This window comes from Marinobacterium sp. LSUCC0821 (assembly GCF_012848475.1).
GTDB lineage: Bacteria > Pseudomonadota > Gammaproteobacteria > Pseudomonadales > Balneatricaceae > Marinobacterium_E.
On the sequence record NZ_CP051666.1, the window covers coordinates 1,993,357 to 2,017,886 of the forward strand.

24 protein-coding genes are annotated in these 24,530 nt (G+C 48.7%); 13 read left to right on the forward strand and 11 right to left on the reverse strand.

Going from position 1 to position 24,530, the window contains the following annotated elements; genetic code table 11:
• Nucleotides 1–17 precede the first annotated feature (17 nt).
• The 3 genes from HH196_RS09685 to fba are packed head-to-tail and all read left to right on the forward strand — an operon-like array spanning nucleotide 18 to nucleotide 3,364.
• Entirely contained in the window at nucleotides 18–1,040 is a 1,023-nt protein-coding gene (locus tag HH196_RS09685) for a type I glyceraldehyde-3-phosphate dehydrogenase (protein WP_169451917.1), read from the forward strand.
• Nucleotides 1,041–1,072: 32 nt separating this feature from the next.
• On the forward strand, nucleotides 1,073–2,239 hold the full coding sequence (locus tag HH196_RS09690; RefSeq protein ID WP_169451918.1) for a phosphoglycerate kinase: 1,167 nt from the start codon (nucleotides 1,073–1,075) through the stop codon (nucleotides 2,237–2,239).
• Nucleotides 2,240–2,299: 60 nt separating this feature from the next.
• On the forward strand, nucleotides 2,300–3,364 hold the full coding sequence (gene fba, locus HH196_RS09695) for a class II fructose-bisphosphate aldolase (RefSeq protein WP_169451919.1): 1,065 nt from the start codon (nucleotides 2,300–2,302) through the stop codon (nucleotides 3,362–3,364).
• A gap of 53 nt (nucleotides 3,365–3,417) precedes the next feature.
• Here the strand turns inward: fba and HH196_RS09700 are convergent, their stop codons facing one another.
• On the reverse strand, nucleotides 3,418–3,726 hold the full coding sequence (locus HH196_RS09700; protein WP_169451920.1) for a hypothetical protein: 309 nt from the start codon (nucleotides 3,724–3,726) through the stop codon (nucleotides 3,418–3,420).
• Nucleotides 3,727–3,848: 122 nt separating this feature from the next.
• Between HH196_RS09700 and HH196_RS09705 the strand changes: the two genes are divergently transcribed.
• Both HH196_RS09705 and HH196_RS09710 read left to right on the forward strand, forming a co-directional pair.
• The gene (locus HH196_RS09705; protein ID WP_211160784.1) at nucleotides 3,849–4,835 is read left to right on the forward strand and encodes a serine/threonine protein kinase; all 987 of its coding nucleotides are present in this window, start codon (nucleotides 3,849–3,851) and stop codon (nucleotides 4,833–4,835) included.
• Nucleotides 4,836–4,848: 13 nt separating this feature from the next.
• Nucleotides 4,849–5,469, forward strand: a complete 621-nt coding sequence (locus HH196_RS09710) for an FMN-binding negative transcriptional regulator (protein WP_169451921.1) — start codon at nucleotides 4,849–4,851, stop codon at nucleotides 5,467–5,469.
• On the opposite strand, the gene nadS is transcribed toward HH196_RS09710, so the two are convergent.
• From nadS to HH196_RS09730, 4 genes are all read right to left on the reverse strand, one after another.
• Complete coding sequence (gene nadS, locus HH196_RS09715) at nucleotides 5,466–5,750, reverse strand: NadS family protein (RefSeq protein WP_169451922.1); 285 nt, start codon at nucleotides 5,748–5,750, stop codon at nucleotides 5,466–5,468. The two genes, HH196_RS09710 and nadS, sit on opposite strands and share 4 nt — an antisense overlap.
• Complete coding sequence (locus HH196_RS09720) at nucleotides 5,747–6,082, reverse strand: type II toxin-antitoxin system RelE/ParE family toxin (RefSeq protein ID WP_169451923.1); 336 nt, start codon at nucleotides 6,080–6,082, stop codon at nucleotides 5,747–5,749. Before HH196_RS09720 ends, nadS begins: the two co-directional genes overlap by 4 nt.
• An 80-nt stretch (nucleotides 6,083–6,162) precedes the next feature.
• A complete protein-coding gene (gene dbpA, locus HH196_RS09725) occupies nucleotides 6,163–7,548 on the reverse strand; it encodes an ATP-dependent RNA helicase DbpA (RefSeq protein ID WP_248276850.1) in 1,386 nt (461 codons plus the stop codon).
• 53 nt (nucleotides 7,549–7,601) lie between these two features.
• Nucleotides 7,602–8,468 (reverse strand): NAD-dependent protein deacetylase, encoded by an 867-nt coding sequence (locus HH196_RS09730; RefSeq protein WP_169451924.1) that lies wholly within the window; start codon nucleotides 8,466–8,468, stop codon nucleotides 7,602–7,604.
• Between the two features lie 56 nt (nucleotides 8,469–8,524).
• Here HH196_RS09730 and HH196_RS09735 point away from each other — a divergent pair, with 56 nt between their 5' ends.
• Nucleotides 8,525–9,196, forward strand: coding sequence for a 2OG-Fe(II) oxygenase (locus HH196_RS09735; RefSeq protein ID WP_169451925.1), 672 nt, complete (start codon nucleotides 8,525–8,527; stop codon nucleotides 9,194–9,196).
• Between the two features lie 59 nt (nucleotides 9,197–9,255).
• Here the strand turns inward: HH196_RS09735 and folD are convergent, their stop codons facing one another.
• Complete coding sequence (folD, locus tag HH196_RS09740) at nucleotides 9,256–10,104, reverse strand: bifunctional methylenetetrahydrofolate dehydrogenase/methenyltetrahydrofolate cyclohydrolase FolD (RefSeq protein WP_169451926.1); 849 nt, start codon at nucleotides 10,102–10,104, stop codon at nucleotides 9,256–9,258.
• A gap of 219 nt (nucleotides 10,105–10,323) precedes the next feature.
• On the opposite strand from folD, the gene purU reads away from it, so the two are divergent.
• A complete protein-coding gene (gene purU / locus HH196_RS09745; protein WP_169451927.1) occupies nucleotides 10,324–11,193 on the forward strand; it encodes a formyltetrahydrofolate deformylase in 870 nt (289 codons plus the stop codon).
• A 1-nt stretch (nucleotide 11,194) separates the two neighbouring features.
• Here the strand turns inward: purU and HH196_RS09750 are convergent, their stop codons facing one another.
• A complete protein-coding gene (locus HH196_RS09750; RefSeq protein WP_169451928.1) occupies nucleotides 11,195–12,265 on the reverse strand; it encodes a substrate-binding domain-containing protein in 1,071 nt (356 codons plus the stop codon).
• An 86-nt stretch (nucleotides 12,266–12,351) separates the two neighbouring features.
• On the opposite strand from HH196_RS09750, the gene HH196_RS09755 reads away from it, so the two are divergent.
• The 5 genes from HH196_RS09755 to HH196_RS09775 are packed head-to-tail and all read left to right on the forward strand — an operon-like array spanning nucleotide 12,352 to nucleotide 18,320.
• On the forward strand, nucleotides 12,352–12,888 hold the full coding sequence (locus HH196_RS09755) for a formate dehydrogenase subunit gamma (RefSeq protein WP_169451929.1): 537 nt from the start codon (nucleotides 12,352–12,354) through the stop codon (nucleotides 12,886–12,888).
• A complete protein-coding gene (locus tag HH196_RS09760; protein WP_169451930.1) occupies nucleotides 12,881–14,434 on the forward strand; it encodes an NADH-quinone oxidoreductase subunit NuoF in 1,554 nt (517 codons plus the stop codon). The genes HH196_RS09755 and HH196_RS09760 overlap by 8 nt, the downstream gene beginning before the upstream one ends.
• Nucleotides 14,431–17,286, forward strand: coding sequence for a formate dehydrogenase subunit alpha (gene fdhF / locus HH196_RS09765; protein WP_169451931.1), 2,856 nt, complete (start codon nucleotides 14,431–14,433; stop codon nucleotides 17,284–17,286). Before HH196_RS09760 ends, fdhF begins: the two co-directional genes overlap by 4 nt.
• A 3-nt stretch (nucleotides 17,287–17,289) precedes the next feature.
• Entirely contained in the window at nucleotides 17,290–18,090 is an 801-nt protein-coding gene (gene fdhD, locus HH196_RS09770) for a formate dehydrogenase accessory sulfurtransferase FdhD (protein WP_169451932.1), read from the forward strand.
• A gap of 2 nt (nucleotides 18,091–18,092) precedes the next feature.
• Nucleotides 18,093–18,320: a formate dehydrogenase subunit delta gene (locus HH196_RS09775; protein ID WP_169451933.1), complete on the forward strand. Its 228-nt coding sequence runs from the start codon at nucleotides 18,093–18,095 to the stop codon at nucleotides 18,318–18,320.
• On the opposite strand, the gene HH196_RS09780 is transcribed toward HH196_RS09775, so the two are convergent.
• Entirely contained in the window at nucleotides 18,317–18,868 is a 552-nt protein-coding gene (locus HH196_RS09780) for a molybdenum cofactor guanylyltransferase (protein WP_169451934.1), read from the reverse strand. The genes HH196_RS09775 and HH196_RS09780 overlap by 4 nt on opposite strands.
• A 249-nt stretch (nucleotides 18,869–19,117) precedes the next feature.
• Between HH196_RS09780 and HH196_RS09785 the strand changes: the two genes are divergently transcribed.
• Nucleotides 19,118–20,320: a hypothetical protein gene (locus tag HH196_RS09785; protein ID WP_169451935.1), complete on the forward strand. Its 1,203-nt coding sequence runs from the start codon at nucleotides 19,118–19,120 to the stop codon at nucleotides 20,318–20,320.
• A gap of 58 nt (nucleotides 20,321–20,378) precedes the next feature.
• On the opposite strand, the gene HH196_RS09790 is transcribed toward HH196_RS09785, so the two are convergent.
• The 3 genes from HH196_RS09790 to HH196_RS09800 form a co-directional block, all read right to left on the reverse strand.
• Nucleotides 20,379–22,544, reverse strand: a complete 2,166-nt coding sequence (locus HH196_RS09790; RefSeq protein WP_169451936.1) for a malate synthase G — start codon at nucleotides 22,542–22,544, stop codon at nucleotides 20,379–20,381.
• A 241-nt stretch (nucleotides 22,545–22,785) separates the two neighbouring features.
• Nucleotides 22,786–24,018, reverse strand: coding sequence for a phosphoglycerate dehydrogenase (serA, locus tag HH196_RS09795; protein ID WP_169451937.1), 1,233 nt, complete (start codon nucleotides 24,016–24,018; stop codon nucleotides 22,786–22,788).
• Nucleotides 24,019–24,237: 219 nt separating this feature from the next.
• Nucleotides 24,238–24,519: a pyrimidine/purine nucleoside phosphorylase gene (locus HH196_RS09800; protein WP_169451938.1), complete on the reverse strand. Its 282-nt coding sequence runs from the start codon at nucleotides 24,517–24,519 to the stop codon at nucleotides 24,238–24,240.
• Nucleotides 24,520–24,530: the final 11 nt, after the last annotated feature.

Genomic DNA, 24,530 nt, shown 5'->3' on the forward strand with positions numbered 1-24,530 from the left:
TATAAGTAGGATCTTTGATGGCAGCTCGTATCGCTATTAATGGTTACGGTCGTATTGGACAGTGTGTGTTGCGCGCCCTGTTTGAGCGCGGACTCGAGTCAAAACTCCAGCCGGTAGCCATTAACGAGCTTGCTGATTTAGAAACTGTATCCTACTTAACACGTTACGATACTACCCACGGTCGTTTTCCAAAGCCTGTCTCAATTGAGGGTGACTCCCTCAAAATCGCCGATCAGCGGATCAAGGTTTTGAAAGCTGAGTCTCCAGAGCAGCTACCTTGGGGTGAGCTGGGTGTTGATCTACTGCTAGAGTGCTCTGGCTCCTTTAGTGACCGTGCAACCGCGCAACGTCATCTCGATCAAGGAGCGGCGCGCTTGCTCTTCTCACAGCCCGCCACGGCTGATGTCGATACCACTGTTGTGTTTGGCTTAAATACCGATTCAATAAATGTGAACCATAAAGTGGTCTCAGCAGCATCCTGTACCACCAATTGTGTGATACCAATACTCTCCACAATTAATAAGGCATTTGGCATCGAGCAGGGTGTGACCACGACGATCCACTCGGCAATGAATGACCAGCCCGTGATTGATGCATACCACCGTACCGACCTGCGACTCACGCGTAGCGCGTTGCAGTCTATTATTCCGGTGGATACTGGCTTGGCGAAAGGTATAGATCGACTCTTACCTGAGCTGGCAGGGCGCTTCGAGTGTCTTCACCTGCGCGTACCGACGATCAACGTCTCATTGATGGATATGTCGATACAGCTGAGCCGCGATACCAGTGTTGAAGAGGTGAACCAACTTTTCAAAGAGTTGGCGAATGGTGAACTTAAAGGCTTGCTGGGCTACACCGAAGAGCCGCACGCATCGGTCGATTTTAATGGTGATAGCCGATCGGTTGTGGTCGATGGTACGCAAACGCGTCTGTCGGGTAAGCGACTACTGAAATTAATATGCTGGTTTGATAACGAGTGGGGCTTTGCGAACAGAATGTTAGATATCGCAGAGCACTGGCTTGCACTTGAGAAGCAGTAGCGAAGAATTTAATAAAAATTTGGAGAAACCCAATGAATGTACGTCTGATGAAAGACCAAGATCTAGCCGGTAAGCGCGTTCTTATTCGTGAAGATCTAAACGTACCAGTAAAAGATGGCAAAGTGACCTCTGATGCGCGTATTCGTGCATCACTACCAACGATCCAGCTTGCCCTTGAGAGCGGTGCGGCTGTGATGTTGATGTCACACCTAGGTCGTCCAACAGAGGGCGAGTATGAAGAGCAGTATTCACTAGCACCGGTTGCTGCGCACCTCGGTGGCCTATTGGGTCGTGAAGTACCGCTGATTAAAGATTGGGTTGATGGTGGTTTTTCAGTAGAACCAGGTCAGGTCGTTCTGCTTGAGAACGTTCGTTTCAACGCGGGCGAGAAGAAGGATAACGAAGAGCTCTCTAAGAAGATGGCAGCGCTTTGTGATGTCTATGTGATGGATGCGTTCGGTACAGCACATCGTGCTCAGGCATCAACTCATGGCGTGGCTCGTTTTGCACCTATCGCATGCGCAGGCCCACTTCTAGCGAACGAGCTTGAAGCTCTGGGTAAAGCACTCGATAACCCAGCGCGCCCATTAGTAGCGATTGTTGGTGGTTCAAAAGTCTCTACTAAGCTTGAAGTTCTTAACTCGCTATCAGAGAAGTGTGACCAGCTCATCGTAGGTGGTGGTATTGCGAATACCTTCCTAGCGGCTGCTGGCAAACCTGTAGGCACATCTCTTCATGAAGCTGACCTTGTCGATACTGCTAAAGCTCTGATGGCGCGTTGTGAAATTCCAATCCCAAGCGATGTTGTTACAGCAACTGCGTTTGCAGAAGATGCAGCGGCAACAGTGAAATCAGCTGATGATGTTGCTGAAAATGAGATGATTCTGGATATCGGTCCTGATTCAGCTGCGCAGTTGGCAGAGATCTTGCAGAGTGCTGGTACGATCATCTGGAACGGCCCTGTAGGTGTCTTCGAGTTTGATCAGTTTGGCGAAGGCACTAAGACGCTTTCGATGGCGATTGCTAAGAGCCCTGCGTTCTCAATCGCAGGTGGCGGTGATACTTTGGCAGCAGTAGATAAATATTCTATTGCAGATGATGTATCCTACATCTCAACAGGCGGTGGTGCTTTCCTTGAATTTGTTGAAGGTAAAGTGCTTCCAGCGGTTGCGATTCTAGAAGCGCGCGCTAACGACTAATTTAAAACGCGAATCAGGTTCTCTCCCTGGTTCGCAAAGACATTTAAATGTAGGTAAAAGATGGCTCTAATTTCGATGCGACAGCTGCTCGATCATGCGGCAGAATTTGGATACGGTATCCCAGCGTTTAACGTAAATAACCTGGAACAGATGCGTGCAATCATGGAAGCGGCCGACCGTGCCGATGCGCCTGTTATTGTTCAGGCATCAGCAGGAGCACGTAAATACGCAGGTTCTAACTTCCTGCGCCATATGATTTTGGCAGCTATCGAAGAGTTCCCGCACATTCCAGTGTGTATGCACCAGGACCATGGTACTAGCCCTGCGGTATGTCAGCGCTCAATCCAGCTAGGCTTCTCATCAGTCATGATGGACGGCTCGCTAGGTGAAGATGGTAAAACCCCAACTGATTACGACTACAACGTTGAAGTGACCCGTCGTACAGTTGATATGGCACACGCTTGTGGTGTCTCTGTGGAGGGCGAGCTTGGCTGCCTAGGTTCACTTGAGACAGGTGAAGCGGGTGAAGAGGATGGTATCGGTGCGGTAGGTAAACTCAGCTACGATCAGATGCTGACTGACCCTGAAGAGGCTGCGCAGTTTGTTAAAGCAACTAACGTGGATGCCCTGGCTATTGCTGTTGGTACATCACACGGTGCTTACAAATTTACCCGTCCACCTACAGGCGACATTCTTGCTGTCGATCGCATTCGTGCCATTCACGAGCGTATCCCTGGCACTCACCTTGTAATGCACGGCTCATCTTCTGTACCGCAGGAGTGGTTGGCCGTGATTAACCAGTTCGGTGGTGAGATTCCAGAAACTTACGGTGTGCCAGTAGAGCAGCTAGTGGAAGGTATCAAACATGGTGTCCGTAAAGTGAACATCGATACGGATCTTCGTCTTGCTTCAACAGGTGCTATTCGTCAGTTCTTAGCTGAAAACACGGCTGAATTCGATCCACGTAAGTATCTAGCGAAAACAACCAAAGCAATGTCTGATATCGCTTTTGCGCGTTACGATGCCTTTGGTGCTGCTGGTCATGCAAGCAAGATCAAGCCAATCTCCCTAGAGGCGATGACGGATCTGTACACCTCTGGTCAGTTGGATGCGAAAGTAAACTAATCCATATTGATTAGAGAGAAGGGTAGCTTAGGCTGCCCTTTTTTATTTCTGCTTCAGTGGAGTTGTCCCGCGTAAATTAACCCCCAAGGCTCGGTAATGTCATACCAGATAACGGCACTGAAATACTCCGTCTGCCCAGCTTCCTGCTGCTCGTAGTTCACCTCAAATACCTGAACGGTAGTTACGCCTTGCTGATTAATCTGTGAGTCTATAATTTGCAGATCCTGCCAGCCTCGTTGCAGAGCCATGGAGCGAATGTGTTCACTAATCAGCTCTAGTAGATCGCAACTATCTAACTTACTCAGTGTTTGAACAACAAAAGGGCTATCTGGCCAGCCGGTGCCTTCGTGTATAGAGATCAATTTTTCACGCTATGACTTGAATGATTTTAAGTAACTACGAATTTCTTTCGTGGATGGAGCTTAATTCCCGACAAACAGATTCGAACTGGTTAGAATCAAACCTTAATTGTTATGTGGCATCAATGATGGACGATAAAACCCCCTTTTTTACTATGACCCCAGATCGGGTGATTGATGCCGTTGAATCCCGCGGATGGTTGAGTGATTACCGAATTCTCGCCCTTAATAGCTACGAGAACCGTGTTTATCAGGTAGGTATCGATCAGCAAGAGCCAGTCATCGCTAAGTTCTATAGACCGGGCCGCTGGAGTGATGCGCAGATTCAAGAGGAGCATGATTTCTGTTTCGAGCTAGTCGAGCAGGATGTCTCTGTCGTTGCACCGCTCAAAGATGAGTCCGGTAAAAGCCTATTTGAGTTTGAAGGGTTTCGCTTTGCACTGTTTCCGCGTCGTGGCGGCAGAGCTCCAGAGTTGGATGATCCAGAACATCTCTATCAATTGGGCTTAGCCCTGGGTCAGATTCACTCTGTGGGTGCAGCAAAACCGTTCCAAGTTCGCCCCACGCTCGATGTGCAATCTTATGGCTGGAATAGCCGAGAGCTGCTTCTCAAAGCGCATATTCCTGCCTCACTGCGTGAAGCCTATGCAACCATTTCGGAATCGTTATTGGAACGTGTCGATGAGGTTTTCAAAGCCTACTCTGATGTATCCCAAATTCGTGTCCATGGCGATTGCCATAGCGGCAACGTGCTCTGGCGTGATGATCGCCCGCACTTTGTCGACTTTGATGATGCGCGCATGGCACCAGCAGTTCAGGATATCTGGATGTTGCTGACCGGTGATCGTGTCCAGCAAGAGATGCAACTAGGCGAGGTCATTGCAGGCTACGAAGAGTTTGCAGAATTTAATCCACGCGAATTGAATTTAGTTGAGCCTCTTCGCGTACTGCGCATGATGAACCATGCAGCATGGATCGCAAATCGATGGGAAGACCCTGCATTTCCAAAAGCCTTCCCTTGGTTTAACACCGAGCGATACTGGGGCGAGCACCTGCTCGATCTCAAGGAGCAGTACTCCAATCTCGATGAGCCCGTGTTGAAGTTACTTTAAGGTAGAGCCAATCATGTATATCCCAGAGCTATTTGAAGAGTGCGATCCTGAAGAGGTAAAGCGCATCATCAACGAACACCCGTTGGCGACGCTGGCATATACCACTGAATCAGGGCTGCAAGCGCAACATGTGCCTCTAATATTCGCTGGTGAAAACACGCTTATTGGGCACGTTGCTGCAGCGAGCCCTATCAGTTCCGAACTGCACAATAACAGCTCTGTCCTTTTAGTATTTGTGGGCCAAGAGAGTTATATATCACCTAATTGGTACCCAACCAAAGCTGAACACCATCGCCATGTTCCTACCTGGAATTACCAAGCAGTGCATGTTTCAGGACGCATAACCTTCTCGAGGGATTCCAAGTCCGCATTAGCTGTTGTTGGTAAGCTGACAAAACATTTTGAGAGCAAAACTAACGGCAGCAGTGGTTGGAAAATGGCAGACGCTCCTAGGGAGTATATTGAGTCGATGTTACAAGAGTTTGTGCCCTTCGAGATTACTATCGATCGTATCGAGGCAAAATCCAAACTGAGCCAAAACCGCGAAAAAGTGGATTTCGACTCAGTCCAGACTCAAATGGAAATGCGCGGCCAAGCTGAATTAGCGATGCGTATGCAAAAACTGAAGAGTTAGTGGGTCGCGATCTGTTTAAAGACGGATGGGTCGTCTTGGATCGTTGCAAGCACCTTAGCTGCAAGACCGGTTGGATTGCGGCGCTTACTCTCCCAGCTTTTAACTGTATCAATACTCGTTCCAAGTGCGTCTGCGAACTCTTGCTGTGATACATTGAGTTTAGCTCGAATAGCTTTGACATCAGCAATAGAAAACTTGGTAACACGGCTCGCAGAGGTTTTGCCTTCGTGTATATCGAGAGCCTCTTCAAGCGAGGCAATTAAAGATTCCCCAATTTTCATTCTGACTCTCCTTGAAAACTTCTAGTTAAAGTTCTTAAAGCAGATTTTTCTTTATCCGTTAGCGTCTCTTTGTGCGACTTCGGATATGCCAAAAGTAAGTAGATGAGGTCTGATGTTGCCAGAAAATAGATTACTCTACTGCCACCGCTTTTACCCCGGTTTTGCTTGGGGATACGGATTTTTCTGACGCCGCCAGCACCTACAATAAGCGCACCTGCATAAGGGTTTGCAATTAACTCTTCTTGGAGATTTCGTAGATCCTCATCCGTTGCGATCTCTCGAAACTGTTTAGTGAAGAGTGTTGTCTCAATAAATTCGATTGCTCTTATCATACCAGCGCATCCTTGCCGGTGTACATAGTACACTTTCTTCCTGAAAAGTTTCCTTCAGTATAGACAAGGAATTAGATAATTTAGATTTTGCGAGCGCGGGCTGGCTTTCCTTTGAGTGGGCGCTGGCGAAGGATCTCTACTGCTCGGTCGGCTAGGGTGCGTGGTAATGCAACATAGCTGGTGAAGTCTTGTACTTGAATAGAGCCGATCTGATTGCCAGCAATCTCTTTGGTTGCAGTGAGCGCTCCCACGATATCACCAGGGCGGATCTTGTTTTTGCGGCCCATAGAGATGGCGATAGTGCGCAGGTCAGACTGCAGTTTAATGACCTGGTTGATTGCAGCTTTTGGTAGCGGCTTGGGTTCAAGCGCTAGGTTGTTTTCGCGGTTGATGTTTTCAAGGCGACGACCATCACGGCTACCCGCTAAACTCACTGCAAGGCCACTACGTCCAGCACGTCCTGTACGACCACAACGGTGCACATAGGTTGCAGCATCTGATGGCAGGTCTGCGTTAATCACTAGATCGACAGTGTCGATATCCAAACCGCGTGCTGCAACATCGGTTGCGATTAGGAAGCGAATCGAGCCGTTACTGAAACGGACCAGCATCTGGTCACGATCACGCTGTTCTAAATCACCATGCAGGGTGCCGGACTTAATGCCATCTTCACGCAGGGCTTGTGAAAGCTGATTACACCCCTCTTTAGTGTTGCAGAAGATGATCGCTGATTCAGGTAGCTGTTGGGTCAGAATAGAGAGAACCCCTAAAGCTTGTTCACTGCGCTCACACTTATAGACTCGGTGTGTAATGTTGGAGATCTTCTCTGGTGGCTGCTCGATACGAACTTCAACTAGGTTTTTGAGATGCTCTTCGCTCATCTGCGCAATGTTCTCAGGGTAAGTCGCTGAGAAGAGCATTGTCTGACGAGAGGTCGGCGTCTGATTCAGAATAGTTTGTAGATCATCCTGAAATCCCATATCCAACATACGGTCCGCTTCATCAAGAACTAGAGTGCTAATGCGGCTTAGATCGAGTGTGCGCTTACGTAGGTGATCGACGATTCGACCTGGAGTGCCGACAATGACATGCGCACCATGTTCAAGCGAGCCGATCTGTGGACCGATAGGTTGGCCACCGCAGATAGTTAGCACCTTGATGTTGCCTGGGTGACGGGCAAGTTTGCGCAGCTCCTCTGCAACCTGACCTGCAAGTTCACGTGTTGGGCAGAGAACGAGAGCTTGCACAAAGTAAGCAGTTGGATTGAGGCGCTCTACTAGAGGAAGCCCGAAGGCGAGCGTCTTACCAGAACCTGTTGCAGCTTGGGCAAGGATATCTTTGCCAGCTAGTGTACTTGGCAGTGTTTGTTGCTGAATCGGAGTCATTTCAAGGTAGCCGTTGGCCTTCAGATTCTCTTTCTGGCCAGCTGAAATGGATAGGGATTCAAACAATAAAGATGTGCTCACGGTATACGCCTCAAATTAAGTAGGCGCAGTATACCAGAAGCTAGAGCCTGCGCTTACCAGTTCAAATTGAGTAAACGTGCACACTGCTCGAGGGTTGGCGCAATTTCAGCGCTTAGCTTCAGATCGAGCATATCATCAGCCCGGGTAACACCTTGAGTAAGGGCCGCTTGGGCAATGCCTTTCTCTTTGGCGTGGCGGTTAAATCGGAATCCAGAGAAAACCTGTAGCGAGCTGCCAACGACCAGCAACCCCAGGCTGCGCTCAAGAGCATTAATGGCATTGTATACCACCTCTTTGTGTACGTTATCGCCAAAGTAGACCACACGAGCTTTTAATACTGATTGGCAGTGTGGACAGTTGGGCACATTAAAGAGAGAAAAATCAGTCTCAAAATCAGCATCCCCATCTGGCCTTGGCGCAGATAAAGGCGCTTCAAATGTTGGGTTCAGCTCTCGACACAGCTCGTGCATTTGATCGCGTGTAATCTCGTAATCACAGCCCATACAGCCAACGATGTCGGCTCTACCGTGAAGGTCGATAACAGCTTGGCTACCCGCCTTTTGATGGAGCCTATCAACATTTTGCGTAACCACTAATTCAATAAGACCGGCCTGCTCCATAGCGGCTAAAACCTTATGCGCACTATTTGGTTGGGCATCTCTCATCGTGTGCCAGCCAGCCAAGCTACGTCCCCAATAACGTTGGCGCACAGGAAGCTGGGTCAGAAACTCTTTATGTTGCACAGGCGGAGGCGACTTCCAATTTCCCTCAGCATCACGATAGGCAGGTATACCAGAGTCAGTGCTGATACCTGCACCCGTTAAGACAAACAGCCTCGGGTGTTGCTCAATAAATTGGGCCAGCTGTTCTGCTTCGCTGTTAGGCACGCTTTTTTGATCCTGGTCGGTGAGAGTTTTCATTGCTTCAGCTAGATTTTAAGCGTAAAAGGCACTCAACACATTAGAGAATTGCACTCATGGCTACAGCAGAGATTTACGACAAATTTGATTCTGGAGATCACGATGAATCACTATTCGCGCGCATTGCCAATGATTTAATAGAGAAAGGCTACAGCATCTGTCCTGCAGCACTTCCTATAGATCTCTGTGCTGCCATTTCTGAACAGTTGGAATCTCTGGATGCCAATGAGTTTAAGCCCGCAGGTATTGGGCGCGGCGATGAGCTCAACAATAATGAATTTGTTCGTTCAGATAAGATCTGCTGGATTACTGGAGAGACTGAGACCGGCGCCCGCTGGCTGGAGTGGTCTGCGGCCCTGCAACGGTATCTAAATAGCAGACTCTTCCTGGGGCTTTTCTCCTATGAGGGGCACCTAGCCCACTACAAAGCTGGCGACTTCTATAAACGCCACTATGACGCCTTCCGCGGTGCACGCACTCGGGTGGTCTCTACCGTTGTCTACCTCAATCAGAATTGGGGTGCAGAAGATGGTGGAGAGTTAGTTCTTTACCGTGACGATGCGGACCAAGAAGGGATTAAAGTAACGCCCCTGATGGGTACCATTGTGGTGTTTTTGAGCGAAGAGTTCCCACATGAAGTGTTGCCCGCAAACCGAGATCGCTTCTCGATAGCCGGTTGGTATCGTGTCAATGGCTCTACAGCCGACAGGGTTGATCCACCGCGTTGATGAAACTAAAACGGGAAGCATAGCTTCCCGTTTCTGTAGAGGTTCTATCGGATGGCTAATTAGCCAGCTATCTTCTTCTCGCCGGCAGCAACACACTGGAAAATTAATGTGTTGATGGTCATTGGGCCTACACCGCCTGGAACCGGAGTTAAGGCAGCTACACGATCCTGAAGTGGTGCTAGCTCGATATCACCAACGCCACCTGGGTGGTAGCCAGCGTCTACAACGATAGCGCCATCTTTTATCCAATCTGCCTTGATGAACTCAGGACGACCAACAGCACCAACGACTATGTCGGCACCTTTAATAATGTCTGCTAGGTCCTGGGTGCGAGAGTGACAGATAGTCACAGTCGCATCGGCATTCAAAAGCATCATAGCCATTGGCTTGCCAAGGATTGGGCTGCGGCCAACGACGACAGCGTTTTTACCTGAAAGCGGGATGTCGTAAGCTTCAAGTAGGCGCATAATGCCCTGAGGCGTTGCAGAGCCATAGGCTTCCTCTTGCATTGCCATGCGGCCAAAACCAAGACAGGTTACACCATCAACGTCTTTGTTTAGAGATATGGCGTCAAAACATGCGCGTTCATCTATCTGCTCAGGAACTGGGTGCTGAAGTAGAATGCCATGACAGTTAGGGTTCGCATTTAGCTCTTCAATCTTCGCAAGAAGCTGCTCAGTCGTCGTCTCTTGTGGCATCTCTACAGTGATAGATTCCATACCAATGCGCTTGCATGCGTTTTGCTTCATTTTGACGTAGGTTGCGGATGCAGGATCGCCTCCAACTAGTATGGTTGCTAGAGCGGGGGTTTGGCCACCTGATTTCTCTTTTAATCGCGCAACACGTTCTGAGAGTTCAGCTTCAGTTTTTTTGGCAACTGCGCTGCCATCAAGGATAAGAGCGGTCATTTTCTTCCTAAAATTGCATCTTACGGTTAGCACTTTAGCGTGCTGTTCTGAATTGCGCGTATTGTACCCTGAAATAGTCAGGTTTTTGCGATTTTGAAGGTACTTTCGCTTAACTTTTTACTCTATTTCCTAATTTCAGCGTGCTTTCTAAGACAGGCTGAATGAGGATCGGATATAATTCCGCGAAATGGATTTGCGTTACTTTTTGAGGATTTCTTTGTGAGCAGTTCACACCACTACACGCTAAAGGTTGAGTGTCCTGGACGGACGGGTCTAGTTGCTGCCATTACTGGTTTTTTAGCTGAGCGTGATTTCTTTATTGTTGAGATGAAACAGTTCGACGATGAAAACTCCGGGCGTTTCTTTTGTCGTCTTGAATTTTCTTCTGTAAATGAACTTGATCTTGAAGCGATAAGTGACGAATTTGATTCTAAAGTTGCTAAAAATCTAGAAATGCGAGCTGTGTGGCGTGATGCTAAATCTCCCATGAAAACGCTTATCCTAGTGTCTCAACACGATCACTGTTTGATGGAACTGCTATACCAGCAAAAACGTGGTGAGCTGAACATCGAAGTGACTGGGATTCTCTCTAACCACCCAGATCTAGAGCCTATCGCCAAGTTTTATGGCTTTGACTTTGAACTGCTGCCGAAGCTTGAAACCTCATTAGAGACCAAAGCCGCTCGCGAAAAACGCATACTGCAGGCGTTCAAAGAGACTGGTTCGGAGCTTGTTGTACTTGCTCGTTACATGCAAATTCTTTCGCCAGAACTTTGTAGCGCTTTATCAGGTCGTTGTATCAATATTCACCACTCGTTCCTACCAGGCTTTAAGGGTGCACGCCCTTATTACCAAGCTTATGAGCGTGGTGTGAAGCAGATAGGTGCCACTGCTCACTATGTGACATCAGATTTGGACGAAGGCCCAATCATAGAGCAAGAAGTTGGACGGGTAGATCATGGATTTACTCCTGATGGGCTTCGCGACATGGGCCGCAACATGGAAAACTTAGCGCTTTCCAAAGCGGTTCGTGCTCACTCTCAGCACCGCGTGTTTTTGAACGGACTTAAAACAGTCGTACTCTCTTAAATTAATCGAGGAGGCCTGCAAAGGTCTCATCTACCGTCATCAAGCTGCCTGCACTTTCTAGTTCATAACCGGGTAGTGCGGCAATCGCTGATTTAAAATTCTCACTATTCAGTTGGCTCACCAGGTCGTTTAGAACGGGGTTGGCGAGTGCCTCATTTCGGCAGACGAACAGGTAGTGCTCCAGTGTGATAGGGATAAAATCTAATCCGAAATTACGAGCCGGGGGTTCAACTCCTAAGCCAACATCAGCCATACCGGATGCTACATAGGCAGCAATTGCTGAGTGGGTGAACTCGCGCGTGCCATAGCCATGAATCGCTTGGCTTGTAATGCCTTCTCGTGCAATAAGCTCATCAAAAAGGGCGCTGGTTCCCGAGCCCTGTTGGCGATTCACAAAACGTACATCACTTCGGGTTAGGTCCTGCAGTGATTGAATGTCCTTTGGATTGCCGCTTTTTACCATCAACCCTTGAGCGCGCGTAATGTAGCGAACAACTGTGAGCTCTTGGCTGCTAAGAAGTTGTTGGTAGCGAAGGTAGATTTCACTATTGGCAAGGTTACGTGGTAGGTGAAACCCAGCTAGTTCACACTCCCCCGAGACTACAGAACGAATCGCCTCTTCTGCTGGCATGTACTGCAGGTTTATTTGAAGACTATCAACTAGCTCGGGTAGAAGAGCTACAGCATATCCATGACTGGCGAAGATATTGAGTATAGGCTGCTCGAGTTGCAGTGCGCGGTGTATCTCAAGATTGAGTTCAGATGCGAGGTTCTCTAACTGTGGACCCAGGCGTGCATGGACTCGCTCCTCTGCCCAGAGTAATTTTTCGCCAAGTAGGGTTAGGGTGGCTCCTCGTCCCTTTTGCATATCAACTAGTGGCGTGCCAAAGAAATCTGTCCACTGTTTGATGAGGTTCCAACCGTGCCGATAGGAGACACCAATCTCTTTGGCGGCATCCGTCAATTTGCCAGTCCGTTTGAGTGCCTGCAAAAGATCAAAGAGTTGCGGGCTTAGCTGTCGCCCTTCAGCGTCTATAAAGCGCCAGTTTGGTTCTACGCGTATCTGTTTCATATGTAAAAAATTGCATATTTGTATCCGGTTGGCCTCAATGTTAAATTGCATTCATTGAAATTTCACCCTAAATATCGCGATTAAATATGAATAAAAATGCATATTTGGAGGGCTCTGCAATCCCTTCATCACTGACAGAAGCGCAGTGGCAGTCTGCTGTCGTTGCGACGCTTGCTTCTCTTAACGATAAGCCCGGTGCTCTCCTACCTATTCTGCATGAGATTCAGGGTCAACTCGGCTATGTACCGCCTGAGTCGATCGAGCTGATTGCAAAGGCGCTTAACCAATCCAGCGCTGAAATTTATGGTGTAATCAGTTTTTACCACCAGTTCAGAACGACTCCAGTTGGTGCTCACCAGGTTGAAATCTGCCGTGCTGAGTCTTGCCAGTCTATGGGCGGTCGTGCACTTGAAGCACACGCTAAAGCTAGCTTAGGCGTTGATTACCACCAGACTACTTCGGATGGCGAGGTCACTCTTGAGCCTGTCTACTGTCTAGGTAATTGCGCTTGTTCACCCTCTATCCGCATCGATGACCAAACCTATGCGCGCGTGACGCCTGAGCAGTTTGATGCGCTTATGGAAGGTCTAAAAATACGCTCTTTGGAGGTGCAAAATGGTTAAGTGTTTTGTCCCTCAGGATATGACAGCTAAAGCGATGGGGGCAGACCAGGCAGCAGGCTTCATCCAAAATGCAGCTAATCAGTCTGGTGCCCAAGTTGAGTTGGTGCGCAATGGTTCTCGAGGCCTGTTCTGGTTAGAGCCATTGGTCGAGGTGGAGACTGAGGCTGGCCGTATCGGTTTTGGTCCAGTTACTTTTGATAAGTTAGACACAACACTTATCGATGCTCTTTTATCTGCTGATCAATCTCACCCTCTTTGTGAGGGTCTGGTTGAAGAGATCCCCTATTTGAAAAATCAGCAGCGCTTCTCTTTTGTGCGCGCTGGTTTAGATGACCCACTGTCACTCGCTTTCTACCAATCAACTGGTGGTTATGTCGGTTTGCGTAATGCGCTCGCAATGTCGGGTCAGGCGATTGTAGATCAGGTTAAAGAGTCTGGTTTGCGTGGTCGTGGCGGTGCTGCTTTCCCTACGGGTATTAAGTGGCAGACGGTGCACGATGTTGCCGCGGATGAGGGTGAGACTAAGTACATTGTCTGTAACGCCGATGAGGGTGACTCAGGTACCTTCGCTGACCGTTTAGCGATGGAAGCAGACCCGTATCAATTGATTGAGGGTATGACGATTGCGGCAATGGCTGTGGGTGCAGAACAGGGCTACATCTACCTGCGTTCGGAGTACCCAGAAGCACACCGTATTTTGAATGCGGCCATTTCAATTGCTGAACAAGCCAACCTACTTGGTGACAATATTTTAGATTCTGGCCGTCGATTCAATCTTGAAGTGCGTTTAGGTGCTAAAGCCTACATCTGTGGTGAAGAGACTGCGCTGCTGGAGAGTCTTGAAGGCAAGCGAGGCATGGTACGTGCTAAACCACCACTGCCAGCAATCAAAGGTCTGTTTGGCCAGCCGACAATCGTCAATAACGTTCTTACCTTGGCCGCTGTTCCGTTTATTTTGCGTGAAGGAGCAGCCGCTTATGCTGAGGTTGGATTTGGCCGCTCGCGCGGAACTCTGGCGTTTCAGTTAGCTGGCAACATTAAACGCGGTGGTTTGGTTGAACTCGGTTTCGGACCATCACTAAAAAGCCTGTTAGATGATTTTGGTGGTGGTACCTATACGGGTCGTCCTATGCGAGCTGTTCAGGTGGGCGGACCCTTGGGTGCCTACCTGCCTGAGTCACAATGGGATACACCACTGGATTACGAGTCGTTTGCTGCCAAGCAGGCGGTGTTGGGTCACGGCGGTGTCGTAGTCTTTGATGACCATGTTGATATGTCTGAGCAGGCACGATTCTCGATGGAGTTTTGTGTGGCTGAGTCGTGCGGTAAATGTACCCCTTGTCGTATTGGATCAACACGTGGTGTTGAGGTGATCGATAGAATTCGTGCCAACGAAAATAGAGCGGCTAACCTCGAGTTGCTTGAAGAGTTATGTGAAACCATGGTGGATGGTTCGCTATGTGCCATGGGCGGTATGACACCGTTCCCGGTTATGAGTGCAGTTCGTCACTTCCCTGAAGATTTTGCTGCGGAGGGTTCAAAATGACCGTTCAATACTTCGAAGCTGATAAAGATTTCGGTACCCCTAAGCGTCAGTCAGATAAAAAAGTAACCCTTTGGATTGATGATTTCGAAGTCACTGTGCCTGAGGGTACCTCTGTAATGCGTGCCGCTGCCGAGATTGGTATTCAGATTCCAAAACTCTGTGCCAGTGATAACTTGGAAGCCTTTGGCTCATGTCGTTTATGTACAGTGGAAATCGAGGGGCGCCGTGGCAAGCCTGCCTCTTGTACGACGCCTGCAGAGTCTGGAATGCGCGTGACGACTCAGAATCCGGCGCTCGCCAAACTTCGTCGTAACATTATGGAGCTCTACATCTCCGACCACCCGCTCGACTGTCTCACCTGTCCAGCCAACGGTAACTGTGAACTACAGGATATGGCTGGCGCTGTTGGACTGCGTGAAGTGCGTTATGGCTTTGATGGTGAGAACCACCTCGACGCACCTAAGGACACTTCAAACCCCTATTTCACCTTCGATGCGAGCAAATGTATCGTCTGCTCACGCTGTGTTCGTGCCTGTGAAGAGGTGCAGGGAACATTTGCACTGACCATTGGAAATCGTGGTTTCGAATCAAAAGTGACTGCTGGTGTTCAACAAGATTTTATGGACTCAGATTGTGTCTCTTGTGGCGCCTGTGTACAGAGCTGTCCTACAGCAACCCTGACTGAAAAATCAGTGATTGAGCATGGCCAGCCAGAGCACGCTGTCGTGACGACCTGTGCATACTGTGGTGTCGGCTGTTCGTTTAAAGCGGAGATGAAAGGTGACCAGTTGATTCGTATGGTCCCTTACAAGGGCGGTGAAGCGAATATGGGTCACTCCTGTGTCAAAGGTCGCTTTGCCTTTGGTTATGCGACTCACAGTGATCGTGTCACCAAACCGATGATTCGCGATTCGATTGATCAGCCATGGCAGGAGGTCTCTTGGGATGAGGCGTTCAAATATGCTGCAGACAAGATGCGCTCCATTCAGGCTAAGTATGGTCGCGAAAGTGTGGGTGGTATCACCTCATCGCGTTGTACCAACGAAGAGACCTACCTAGTACAGAAATTGATTCGTGCAGGTTTCGGTAACAACAACACCGACACCTGTGCTCGTGTATGTCACTCGCCGACCGGCTTTGGTTTGAAAGCAACGCTGGGTGAATCCGCAGGTACACAGACATTTGAGTCAGTTCTGCACTCCGATGCGGTACTTGTGATTGGCGCTAACCCGACCGATGCACACCCTGTATTTGGTTCGATGTTGAAGCGTCGTATCCGTGAGGGTGCCTCTTTGATCGTGGCTGACCCGCGCTCTACTGATTTGGTGGCGAGTGCCCATGTCAAAGCGTCTCACCACTTGAAACTTCGTCCAGGCACCAACGTGGCGCTGATTAATGCGCTCGCTTACGTTGTCGTGACTGAAGGTCTGGAAGATCACGACTTTATTGCATCGCGTTGTGATGATGGTAGTTACGCACAGTGGCGTACGCATATAGCGGATCCTAAGCATTCACCAGAAGAGGTGGAAGAGATTACCGGCGTACCTGCTGCAGAGATGCGTGAAGCAGCACGTACCTTCGCTAAAGCTGGTAACGGTGCTATATACTACGGTTTAGGTGTGACTGAGCACTCACAGGGTTCAACCATGGTTATGGGTATTGCGAACCTTGCACTTGCGACGGGTAACATTGGTCGTTTAGGTGTGGGTGTTAACCCGCTACGTGGCCAGAACAACGTACAGGGCTCGTGTGATATGGGTTCATTCCCGCATGAGCTTCCAGGCTATCAGCATGTCTCAGACGATGCTGTGCGATCTCGCTTTGAGGCTGTTTGGGGTGTGCAGTTGGATAACGAGCCAGGCTTGCGTATCCCTAACATGTTCAATGCAGCTCTCGATGGTGTGTTCAAAGGGATGTATGTGCAGGGTGAAGATATCGCCCAGTCAGACCCTAATACGGCACACGTTGAAGCGGCTCTTCGTTCACTTGAATGTCTTGTGGTTCAGGATATCTTTCTTAATGAGACAGCGAAGTTCGCACATGTCTTCCTTCCGGGTTCCTCTTTCTTAGAGAAAGATGGCACATTCACCAACGCTGAACGTCGTATCAACCGTGTTCGCCGCGTGATGAAACCGCTAGCAGGGTTGGCAGATTGGGAGGTGACTCAGGGCTTCGCCAACGCACTTGGCTACCCAATGAACTATCAGCATCCATCTGAAATTATGGATGAGATTGCGCTGCTAACTCCAACCTTCAAAGGGGTGAGCTACGACCGTCTGGAAGAGCAGGGAAGTATTCAGTGGCCATGTAATGATGAGTTCCCGAATGGCATGCCAATCATGCATATCGAGGAGTTCCCAATCGGCAAGGCGCGCTTTGCGATTACTGAGTACGTGCCAACTGAAGAGCGCTCTAACCGTCGCTTCCCGCTGCTACTGACAACAGGACGTATACTAAGTCAGTACAACGTAGGTGCACAGACGCGCCGTACCGATAACCAGCAGTGGCATCACGAAGACAGACTTGAGATTCATCCAATCGATGCAGAAGATCGCGGTATTAAGACCGGTGATAGCGTCAGTATCGCTAGCCGTGTAGGTGTTACAGTGCTGCCAGCACTTGTCTCTGACCGCATGCAGCCGGGTGTTGTCTATACCACCTTCCACCACCCAAGTTCTGGTGCAAACGTGGTAACAACCGATAACTCAGATTGGGCTACTAACTGCCCTGAGTACAAGGTCACTGCAGTGCAGGTGAATAAGGTAACGGGCGAGTCGGATTGGCAAGCGGAGTTCCGTCAGTTCGATAAGCGCCAGAAAGCGTTCCTTGAATCAGCCACAGCTGCAGAGTAACTGATGCTAGCTGATCGCAGAGTAAGTCGTTGGAGCCAAGTTCAGGGTGTTGTGCTTGCCTCCGATCAGGTCGCCATGGAGTGCCCCGTTGCGGTGGTATTCAATGGCATCTCTTACGCAGTGATGATGCTCACACCCGACTCGCTTGAAGAGTTCGCCTATGGCTTTGCCCTCTCTGAGGGGCTAGTAGAGCGCTTAGATCAGATCTACGGTGTAGAGGTGAATACCTGGAAGATTGAGATGGGTACCGCCTATGAGCTGGATATCGAGATCAGTTCCGAGTGTGCGCAAAAAATGGGTGAGAATCGTCGAGCCATGGCGGGTCGAACCGGATGTGGGTTGTGCGGCATTGAGTCGTTAGACAAGGCTATTAGGCCTGTCAAACAGGTCATGAGAGGCGTTAGTCTAACTGCAGAGAATATTGATCAGGCAGTGCGTCAACTCGAACAGTATCAACCGCTGCAGTCAGCGACGGGTGGTGCTCATGCAGCCGCTTGGTGCGCGGCTTCTGGTGAGATCCTAAAGGTCTATGAGGATGTTGGCCGCCACAATGCGATGGATAAGTTGTTGGGCTATATCAGCTGCCAAAAACTGGATCCAACTAACGGCTTTGTTCTGATCTCAAGCCGAGGCAGCTACGAGATTATTCAAAAGGCTGCGGCTCTGGGTGTTTCAAACTTGGTGACTGTCTCTGCACCTACAGCGTTGGCTTGTGAACTTGCTACCCAGGCTGGAATTTATTTAGTGGGGTTCGCTCGACCTGGCAGACAGGTTATCTATAACGAACCCAAATCGGAGAGTTAATTATGTCTTCTCATCAGCTACCAAATTTAATTCTGATGGCGAATCAAATCGCGGCCAATATCACCTCTGGGCAGTCAGAGGAGGCGACGGCAGCAGCAGTTACTCAGCACCTCTCACGCTTCTGGTCACGCGCTATGAAAGCTGAGATTGTTGCCTATCTTAATGCGGACGGTTCAGAACTGAGTGCAACTGCGAAGCTTGCTGTTGCTAAGCTTGAGCAAGCTGCCTAGTTAGCTTGCTCTAAAATTGCCTGCCACTCTTGCGGCGTATTGGCATTAGCCAGCGCTGTTTCATCCTTGAGGGTAACCTCAGCGCGCGTATGCGACTCAAAAAAACTGCGTAACGAAAGACGTTTTCCCTCCTCAAGCCGCGCGGTAAGCGATTCTAAAATCGCCGCTGGATTCCAGATAAATATTGGGATGTAGAGTTCTGTGAAGTGCGAGCTGCACTGGTTCGCAAAGCCGAGTTGAATCAATTCGTTTAGATCGCCGGTGTCAATTAATGGCAGGTCGACGGGTATTACCAGGGTCGGTAATGCACTGTTCGTCATCAAAGCCGCATGTATCCCGCCCAGGGGACCGCTATCGGGATAGATATCTTGAATAGATCGCTCAGCACCATCGTTTCGGCAAACAGCCACAGAGTTCGCGCCTAGTTCCGCAAGAATTCTCTGAGAACGCAGTAACAGCGACTCGCCATCGATCTCAAGCAGTGCCTTATCTTGCCCCATTCGCGAGGATTGTCCGCCCGCTAATACAACGGCGTTAAAGTGATGCATTGATGCTTTCCTACCCCTAAGAGGCGATATTCTAACTCTTGGAGTGTTGATAGCGAAATTTGTGAGTGGCTCAAAAAATGAAAGGATCTATCAAGCAGGACTCCATCCCCTTTGCGTCAAATAATTAAGTGATTTTTGCAATCTGAAACGGAATATTGGGTTTGAGTAGGCTGTTGGTTAATTGATCGCTTCATTCTGGCAATATTTCGCTAATCAGTTCTAATCAAAACTTAAATAAAGAGAATAATAATGAACAAACTAAACCTTTCTATTGGTCTACTAGCTTTTGCTATATCAAAGGCAAATGCGGGCGGTTTTGAAAATGCGCGCTTAGATACATCGTTTATGTACGACAAGGGCAACCTCATATCTTTTGGTAGCGTCCGAAAAGACTTCAGTGTCAATGGCAGTGCCTTCGGAACAACTAGCTCACTGATCGGGGATCGAAGCGCCTCTAATTTCTCTGCAAAATATCAAGTTAACGAAAAGCTCGCTTTGGGTTTAACCGCCTACGATTCGGGTGCGATTCATGTCAATTATCAGGGAGCTGGTGGACTTACATCGGTTAACACTTTTGGACCAAAAGTTGATTTAACATCTGACTCTTTAGCATTTTTATCCACTTTTACCTTAAACGAAAGCGTGAGCGTCACAGCAGGTGCACGACATGATAAATTTAAAGTTAACAATGCAGATATTTTTCGTTTAACTATCGCGAATGCAATAACTAAAGCTACTGCTGAATTAAATGGGCGAACCTTAGAAACAGCAAATACCTCTGATCAACAAGCAGGTGCATTAGCAGCTGCGGCAGCATCAGATCCTCAAGTTAACTCAGATAGTGATATTGTTCCAATTTTAACGATAGCCTTTGAAAAACCAGAAATTGCACTTAGAGCCGAGATTATTTACCAAGGTAAGTCATCTGTATCAATGCAAACAACTTGTGGCATGACGGGTGTTGCAGCTTGTTCAACAGATCAAAGTACAGGTGGTTTGGCTGAATACCTTACTCTAAATTTCCAAACAGGTGTTGCTGAAAATACCCTACTTTTCGGTTCCATTCACAAAGGTAAATGGAGTGCTTCGCAGTTATCTGTGGCAGATACTGAATCGGCTCTACTTGGTCAATCTGGGTCTACATCTGCTTTTAAAGACTCGACTGAATACTCGCTCGGCCTTGGTCGAAAATTTACTGACTCTATTTCAGGATCTATAAGTTACAACTGGGAGCCAGAAGGCAGTTCGACAACGACTAGTCTCTTTACTGTGAATAATGGTTACAAGGGTGTCTCTTTGGGTGTGAAGTATGCTTTAGAGAATTTTGAAATTGCTGCTGGATATAACTACACCAAACTGGGTGATGTAACTTATACAGGCGCACCTGCGAGTAATTCGCTGACCGACAATACGGTGTCTGCTTTAGGAGCAAAAGTCACCATCAGATTTTAATAGTAGTTAAAAATAAAAACGGGCCTTTATGGCCCGTTTTTTGTTGCACTTATGTCGATTACTGAGCTGCTTTAAGCTCTAAACGGCGAGCATGCAGTGCTGGCTCTGTGTAGCCATTTGGCTGTTTGCAGCCATCGATAACAAGGTCACAAGCCGCTTTGAATGCGATGTTGTTGTCGATGTCGTTACATAGTGGAATGTAAGTTGGGTCGTTAGCGTTTTGACGGTCAACGACTGCAGCCATGCGTTTCAGAGTCTCCAGTGCCTGCTCCTTAGTGCAGATGCCGTGACGAATCCAGTTAGCGATGTGCTGGCTTGAGATACGCAGTGTTGCACGGTCTTCCATTAGGCCAACATCATTGATGTCTGGCACTTTCGAACAGCCGATACCGGCATCAACCCAACGTACAACGTAGCCAAGGATACCCTGAGCGTTGTTATCCAACTCTGCCTGAATCTCTTCAGCGCTCCACTGTGGGTTTCGCTCAACTGGTACAGTTAGGATGTCATCCAGTGATGCACGCTCACGTTTAGTTAGCTCTTGCTGGCGCGCGAATACATCAACCTGATGGTAGTGAAGCGCGTGCAGTACAGCTGCTGTTGGAGATGGAACCCATGCAGTGTTTGCGCCTGACATTGGGTGGCCAATTTTCTGGGTTAGCATGTTCGCCATCTGATCTGGGATAGCCCACATACCTTTACCGATCTGAGCACGGCCAGAAAGACCGCAAGCAAGACCTGTATCAACGTTCCAGTTCTCGTATGCTGAAATCCATGAAGCGGCTTTCATGTCGCCTTTACGGATCATTGGGCCCGCTTCCATTGAGGTGTGAATCTCGTCACCGGTACGGTCAAGGAAGCCAGTGTTGATGAATACAACACGTGAGCTTGCAGCGCGAATACACTCTTTCAAGTTAACAGTGGTGCGGCGCTCTTCATCCATAATGCCGACTTTGATCGTGTCTTTCGCAAGGCCTAGGGCATCTTCGATACGACCCATGAGTTCGTTTGTGAAAGCAACCTCTTCAGGACCGTGCATCTTAGGTTTAACGATGTAGATAGAGCCCGTTACCGTGTTGTTGAAACGACCCTGCTGTTTAACGTCATGGATAGAGATTGTAGAGGTGATCATGCCATCCATGATGCCTTCAGGTACTTCATTACCCTGCGCGTCGATGATCGCGTTGTTGGTCATTAGGTGACCTACGTTACGTACGAACATTAGCGAACGGCCTTTTAGTGCGATCGCGCTGCCATCTTTACCAGTGTATTCACGATCGCCGTTGATAGAGCGAGTGAAGGTCTGGCCACCTTTGCTGATCTCTTCGCTTAGGTCGCCTTTGATTAGACCAAGCCAGTTGCGGTAAACAACCACTTTGTCTTCAGCATCAACTGCCGCAACAGAGTCTTCACAGTCCATGATGGTGGTTAGGGCCGCTTCCAACACGATGTCTTTCACGCCCGCTTTGTCTTCAGAACCGATCTGGCTTGAAGCGTCGATCTGAATCTCGAAGTGTAGGCCGTTATTGGTAAGAAGGATCGACTCCGGTTCCGCTTCGCTACCACGGTAGCCGACAAACTTAGCTGCATCTTTAAGGCCAACCGCTGCACCATTAACGGTTGCAGTTAGTGAACCATTAGCAACGCTGTAAGCTGTAACATCGGCGTGTGAGCCAGACGCTAGTGGAGCTGCCTCATCAAGGAATTTGCGGCCAAAGGCAATAACCTTGGCGCCACGTACTGGGTTGTATGCTTTAGAAGCTTCAGCGCCACCCTCAGATGAGATTGCATCGGTGCCGTATAGAGCATCGTATAGGCTACCCCAACGAGCGTTAGCAGCGTTAAGTGCGAAACGTGCGTTCATGACAGGTACTACAAGCTGAGGGCCCGCCATCGTAGCCATCTCTGGATCGACGTTTGATGTTGTTACTTTGAAGTCTGGGCCTTCAGGAACAAGGTAGCCGATCTCCTGCAGGAACGCTTTGTACTCAGCAAAGTCATAACCTGTTGGGTGAGCGCGGTAGAACTCGTCCATCTGCTCTTGGATTGCATCACGTTTAGCCAATAGCGCACGGTTGCGTGGTGCCATGTCATTGATGATAGAGGCGAAGCCGCTCCAGAAATTCTCTACACTGACGCCGGTACCTGGCAGTACTTCACTGTTAACAAAGTTGTAGAGTTCTGTGGCTACTTGTAGGCCGTTTACTTCTGTACGTTGAATCATAAAGACTCCCGAATTTTTATTGGGATACCTCAGATTTTAAATTTCTGAGATCTCGAAAATTTGTGCATAGCAACAATAGCGTGCATGGCTATATATGTAACCCACCTTTAGTCAAAGGTGTGAAATGTTCAGTTTCATATTATGAAAATATGCTGGTCTGTTTCATTATGTGGAAACATTTGCCAATTTTAGGCATAAAAAAGCCCAGCTTTATGGCTGGGCTTTCATAAAGCGATAAAACTTAGAAAAGACGACGGCAGCGGATAGTGCCTTCGATCTCGCCTAGTTTTTGCAATGCAACTTCAGAGTAGTCTGCGTCTACATCGATAACAACGTAGCCAACTTTCTCGTTAGTCTGTAGGAACTGACCAGAGATGTTGATGCCGTTTTCTGAGAAGACGTTGTTGATCTTAGATAGTACGCCAGGCACGTTTCGGTGAACGTGCAGTAGACGGTGCGCATTGGTGTGCTCTGGAAGTGCAACTTCTGGGAAGTTAACAGAGGTGATAGATGAGCCGTTGTCGCTGTAGCGAACAAGCTTTTCTGCCACTTCGTAGCCGATATTCATCTGCGCTTCCATCGTAGATCCACCCACGTGTGGTGTAAGGATTACGTTGTCGAATTCGCGTAGTGGACTGATGAACTCATCATCGTTTGTACGAGGTTCAACTGGGAATACGTCGATTGCAGCGCCAAGCAGTTTCTTGCTTGAAAGTGCATCGCACAGTGCATCGATATCGACCACAGTACCGCGTGCTGCGTTGATTAGGATTGAACCCTGCTTCATCGCATCAAACTGAGCTTTACCCATCATGTTCTTGGTAGAAGCACTCTCTGGTACGTGTAGTGAAACGATGTCACACATGCCCAATAGCTCATTCAATGAGCCGACCTGAGTTGAGTTACCAAGCTGCAGTTTGGTGATTACATCGTAGTAGTACACTTCCATGCCAAGCCCTTCAGCTAGGATAGAGAGCTGTGAGCCGATGCTGCCGTAACCGATGATGCCAAGTTTCTTGCCGCGAATCTCGTAAGAGTTTTTAGCTGTCTTCTGCCAGCCGCCACGGTGAGCAACCGCGTTCTTCTCTGGGATACCGCGAAGTAGCATGATCGCTTCAGCAAGTACTAGTTCTGCTACAGAGCGAGTATTTGAGTAAGGTGCATTGAATACCGCTACACCACGCTCAGTCGCTGCACGAAGGTCAACCTGGTTAGTACCGATACAGAAACAACCAACAGCAACCAGTTTCTCAGCAGCATCGAATACCTTCTCAGTAAGCTGAGTTCGTGAACGAATGCCAACAAAGTGTGCATCTGCGATGCGCTCTAGAAGCTCTTCTTCAGGTAGCGAACCGGTGTGGCTCTCGATGTTGGTGTAGCCCTGAGCGTGCAGGGTATCAATCGCTGACTGGTGAACACCTTCTAGAAGAAGGATCTTAATCTTGCCTTTATCGAGGGAAGTCTCTTTGCTCATTTTTGCTCTCGTTACGAAAGGTTTGCCGTATCGGCCATAAATTTAAGGCCGGCGAGTATAGCACAAAGCGCGGAGTGTTTAGATTTTATCCAATAGTATTGGGCGAAATATTTTCAGGTGAAGTTGAAGAAAAGTTGAGAAAAAATAGAGAAGGGTAAAATAGAGCTGCCAATCCAGAGTTGGCTTGGCAGCTTAGGTGGCGAAGCTAAAGCAGAGAGCTTAGCCGTAGTAGCAAAGGTAAGCAGTTGCTACTGGAACCTGAAGGTCGAAAGATGAGTTCGCTGGTACGCTGAACTGAGAACCTGCAGGGTAGGATACGAACTCGTCTGAGCCTGGAAGTTTCACGATCAATTCGCCGTGAGTCACTTTCATCACTTCCGCCTCATTTGTGCCGAAAGTGTATTCACCTGGGTTCATTACGCCAGAAGATACGCGGCCATCAGTGCCTTCAAAACCGATCGATTTAACCTGATCGTCGAAGTAAGAATTTACTGTCAACATGACAATCTCCT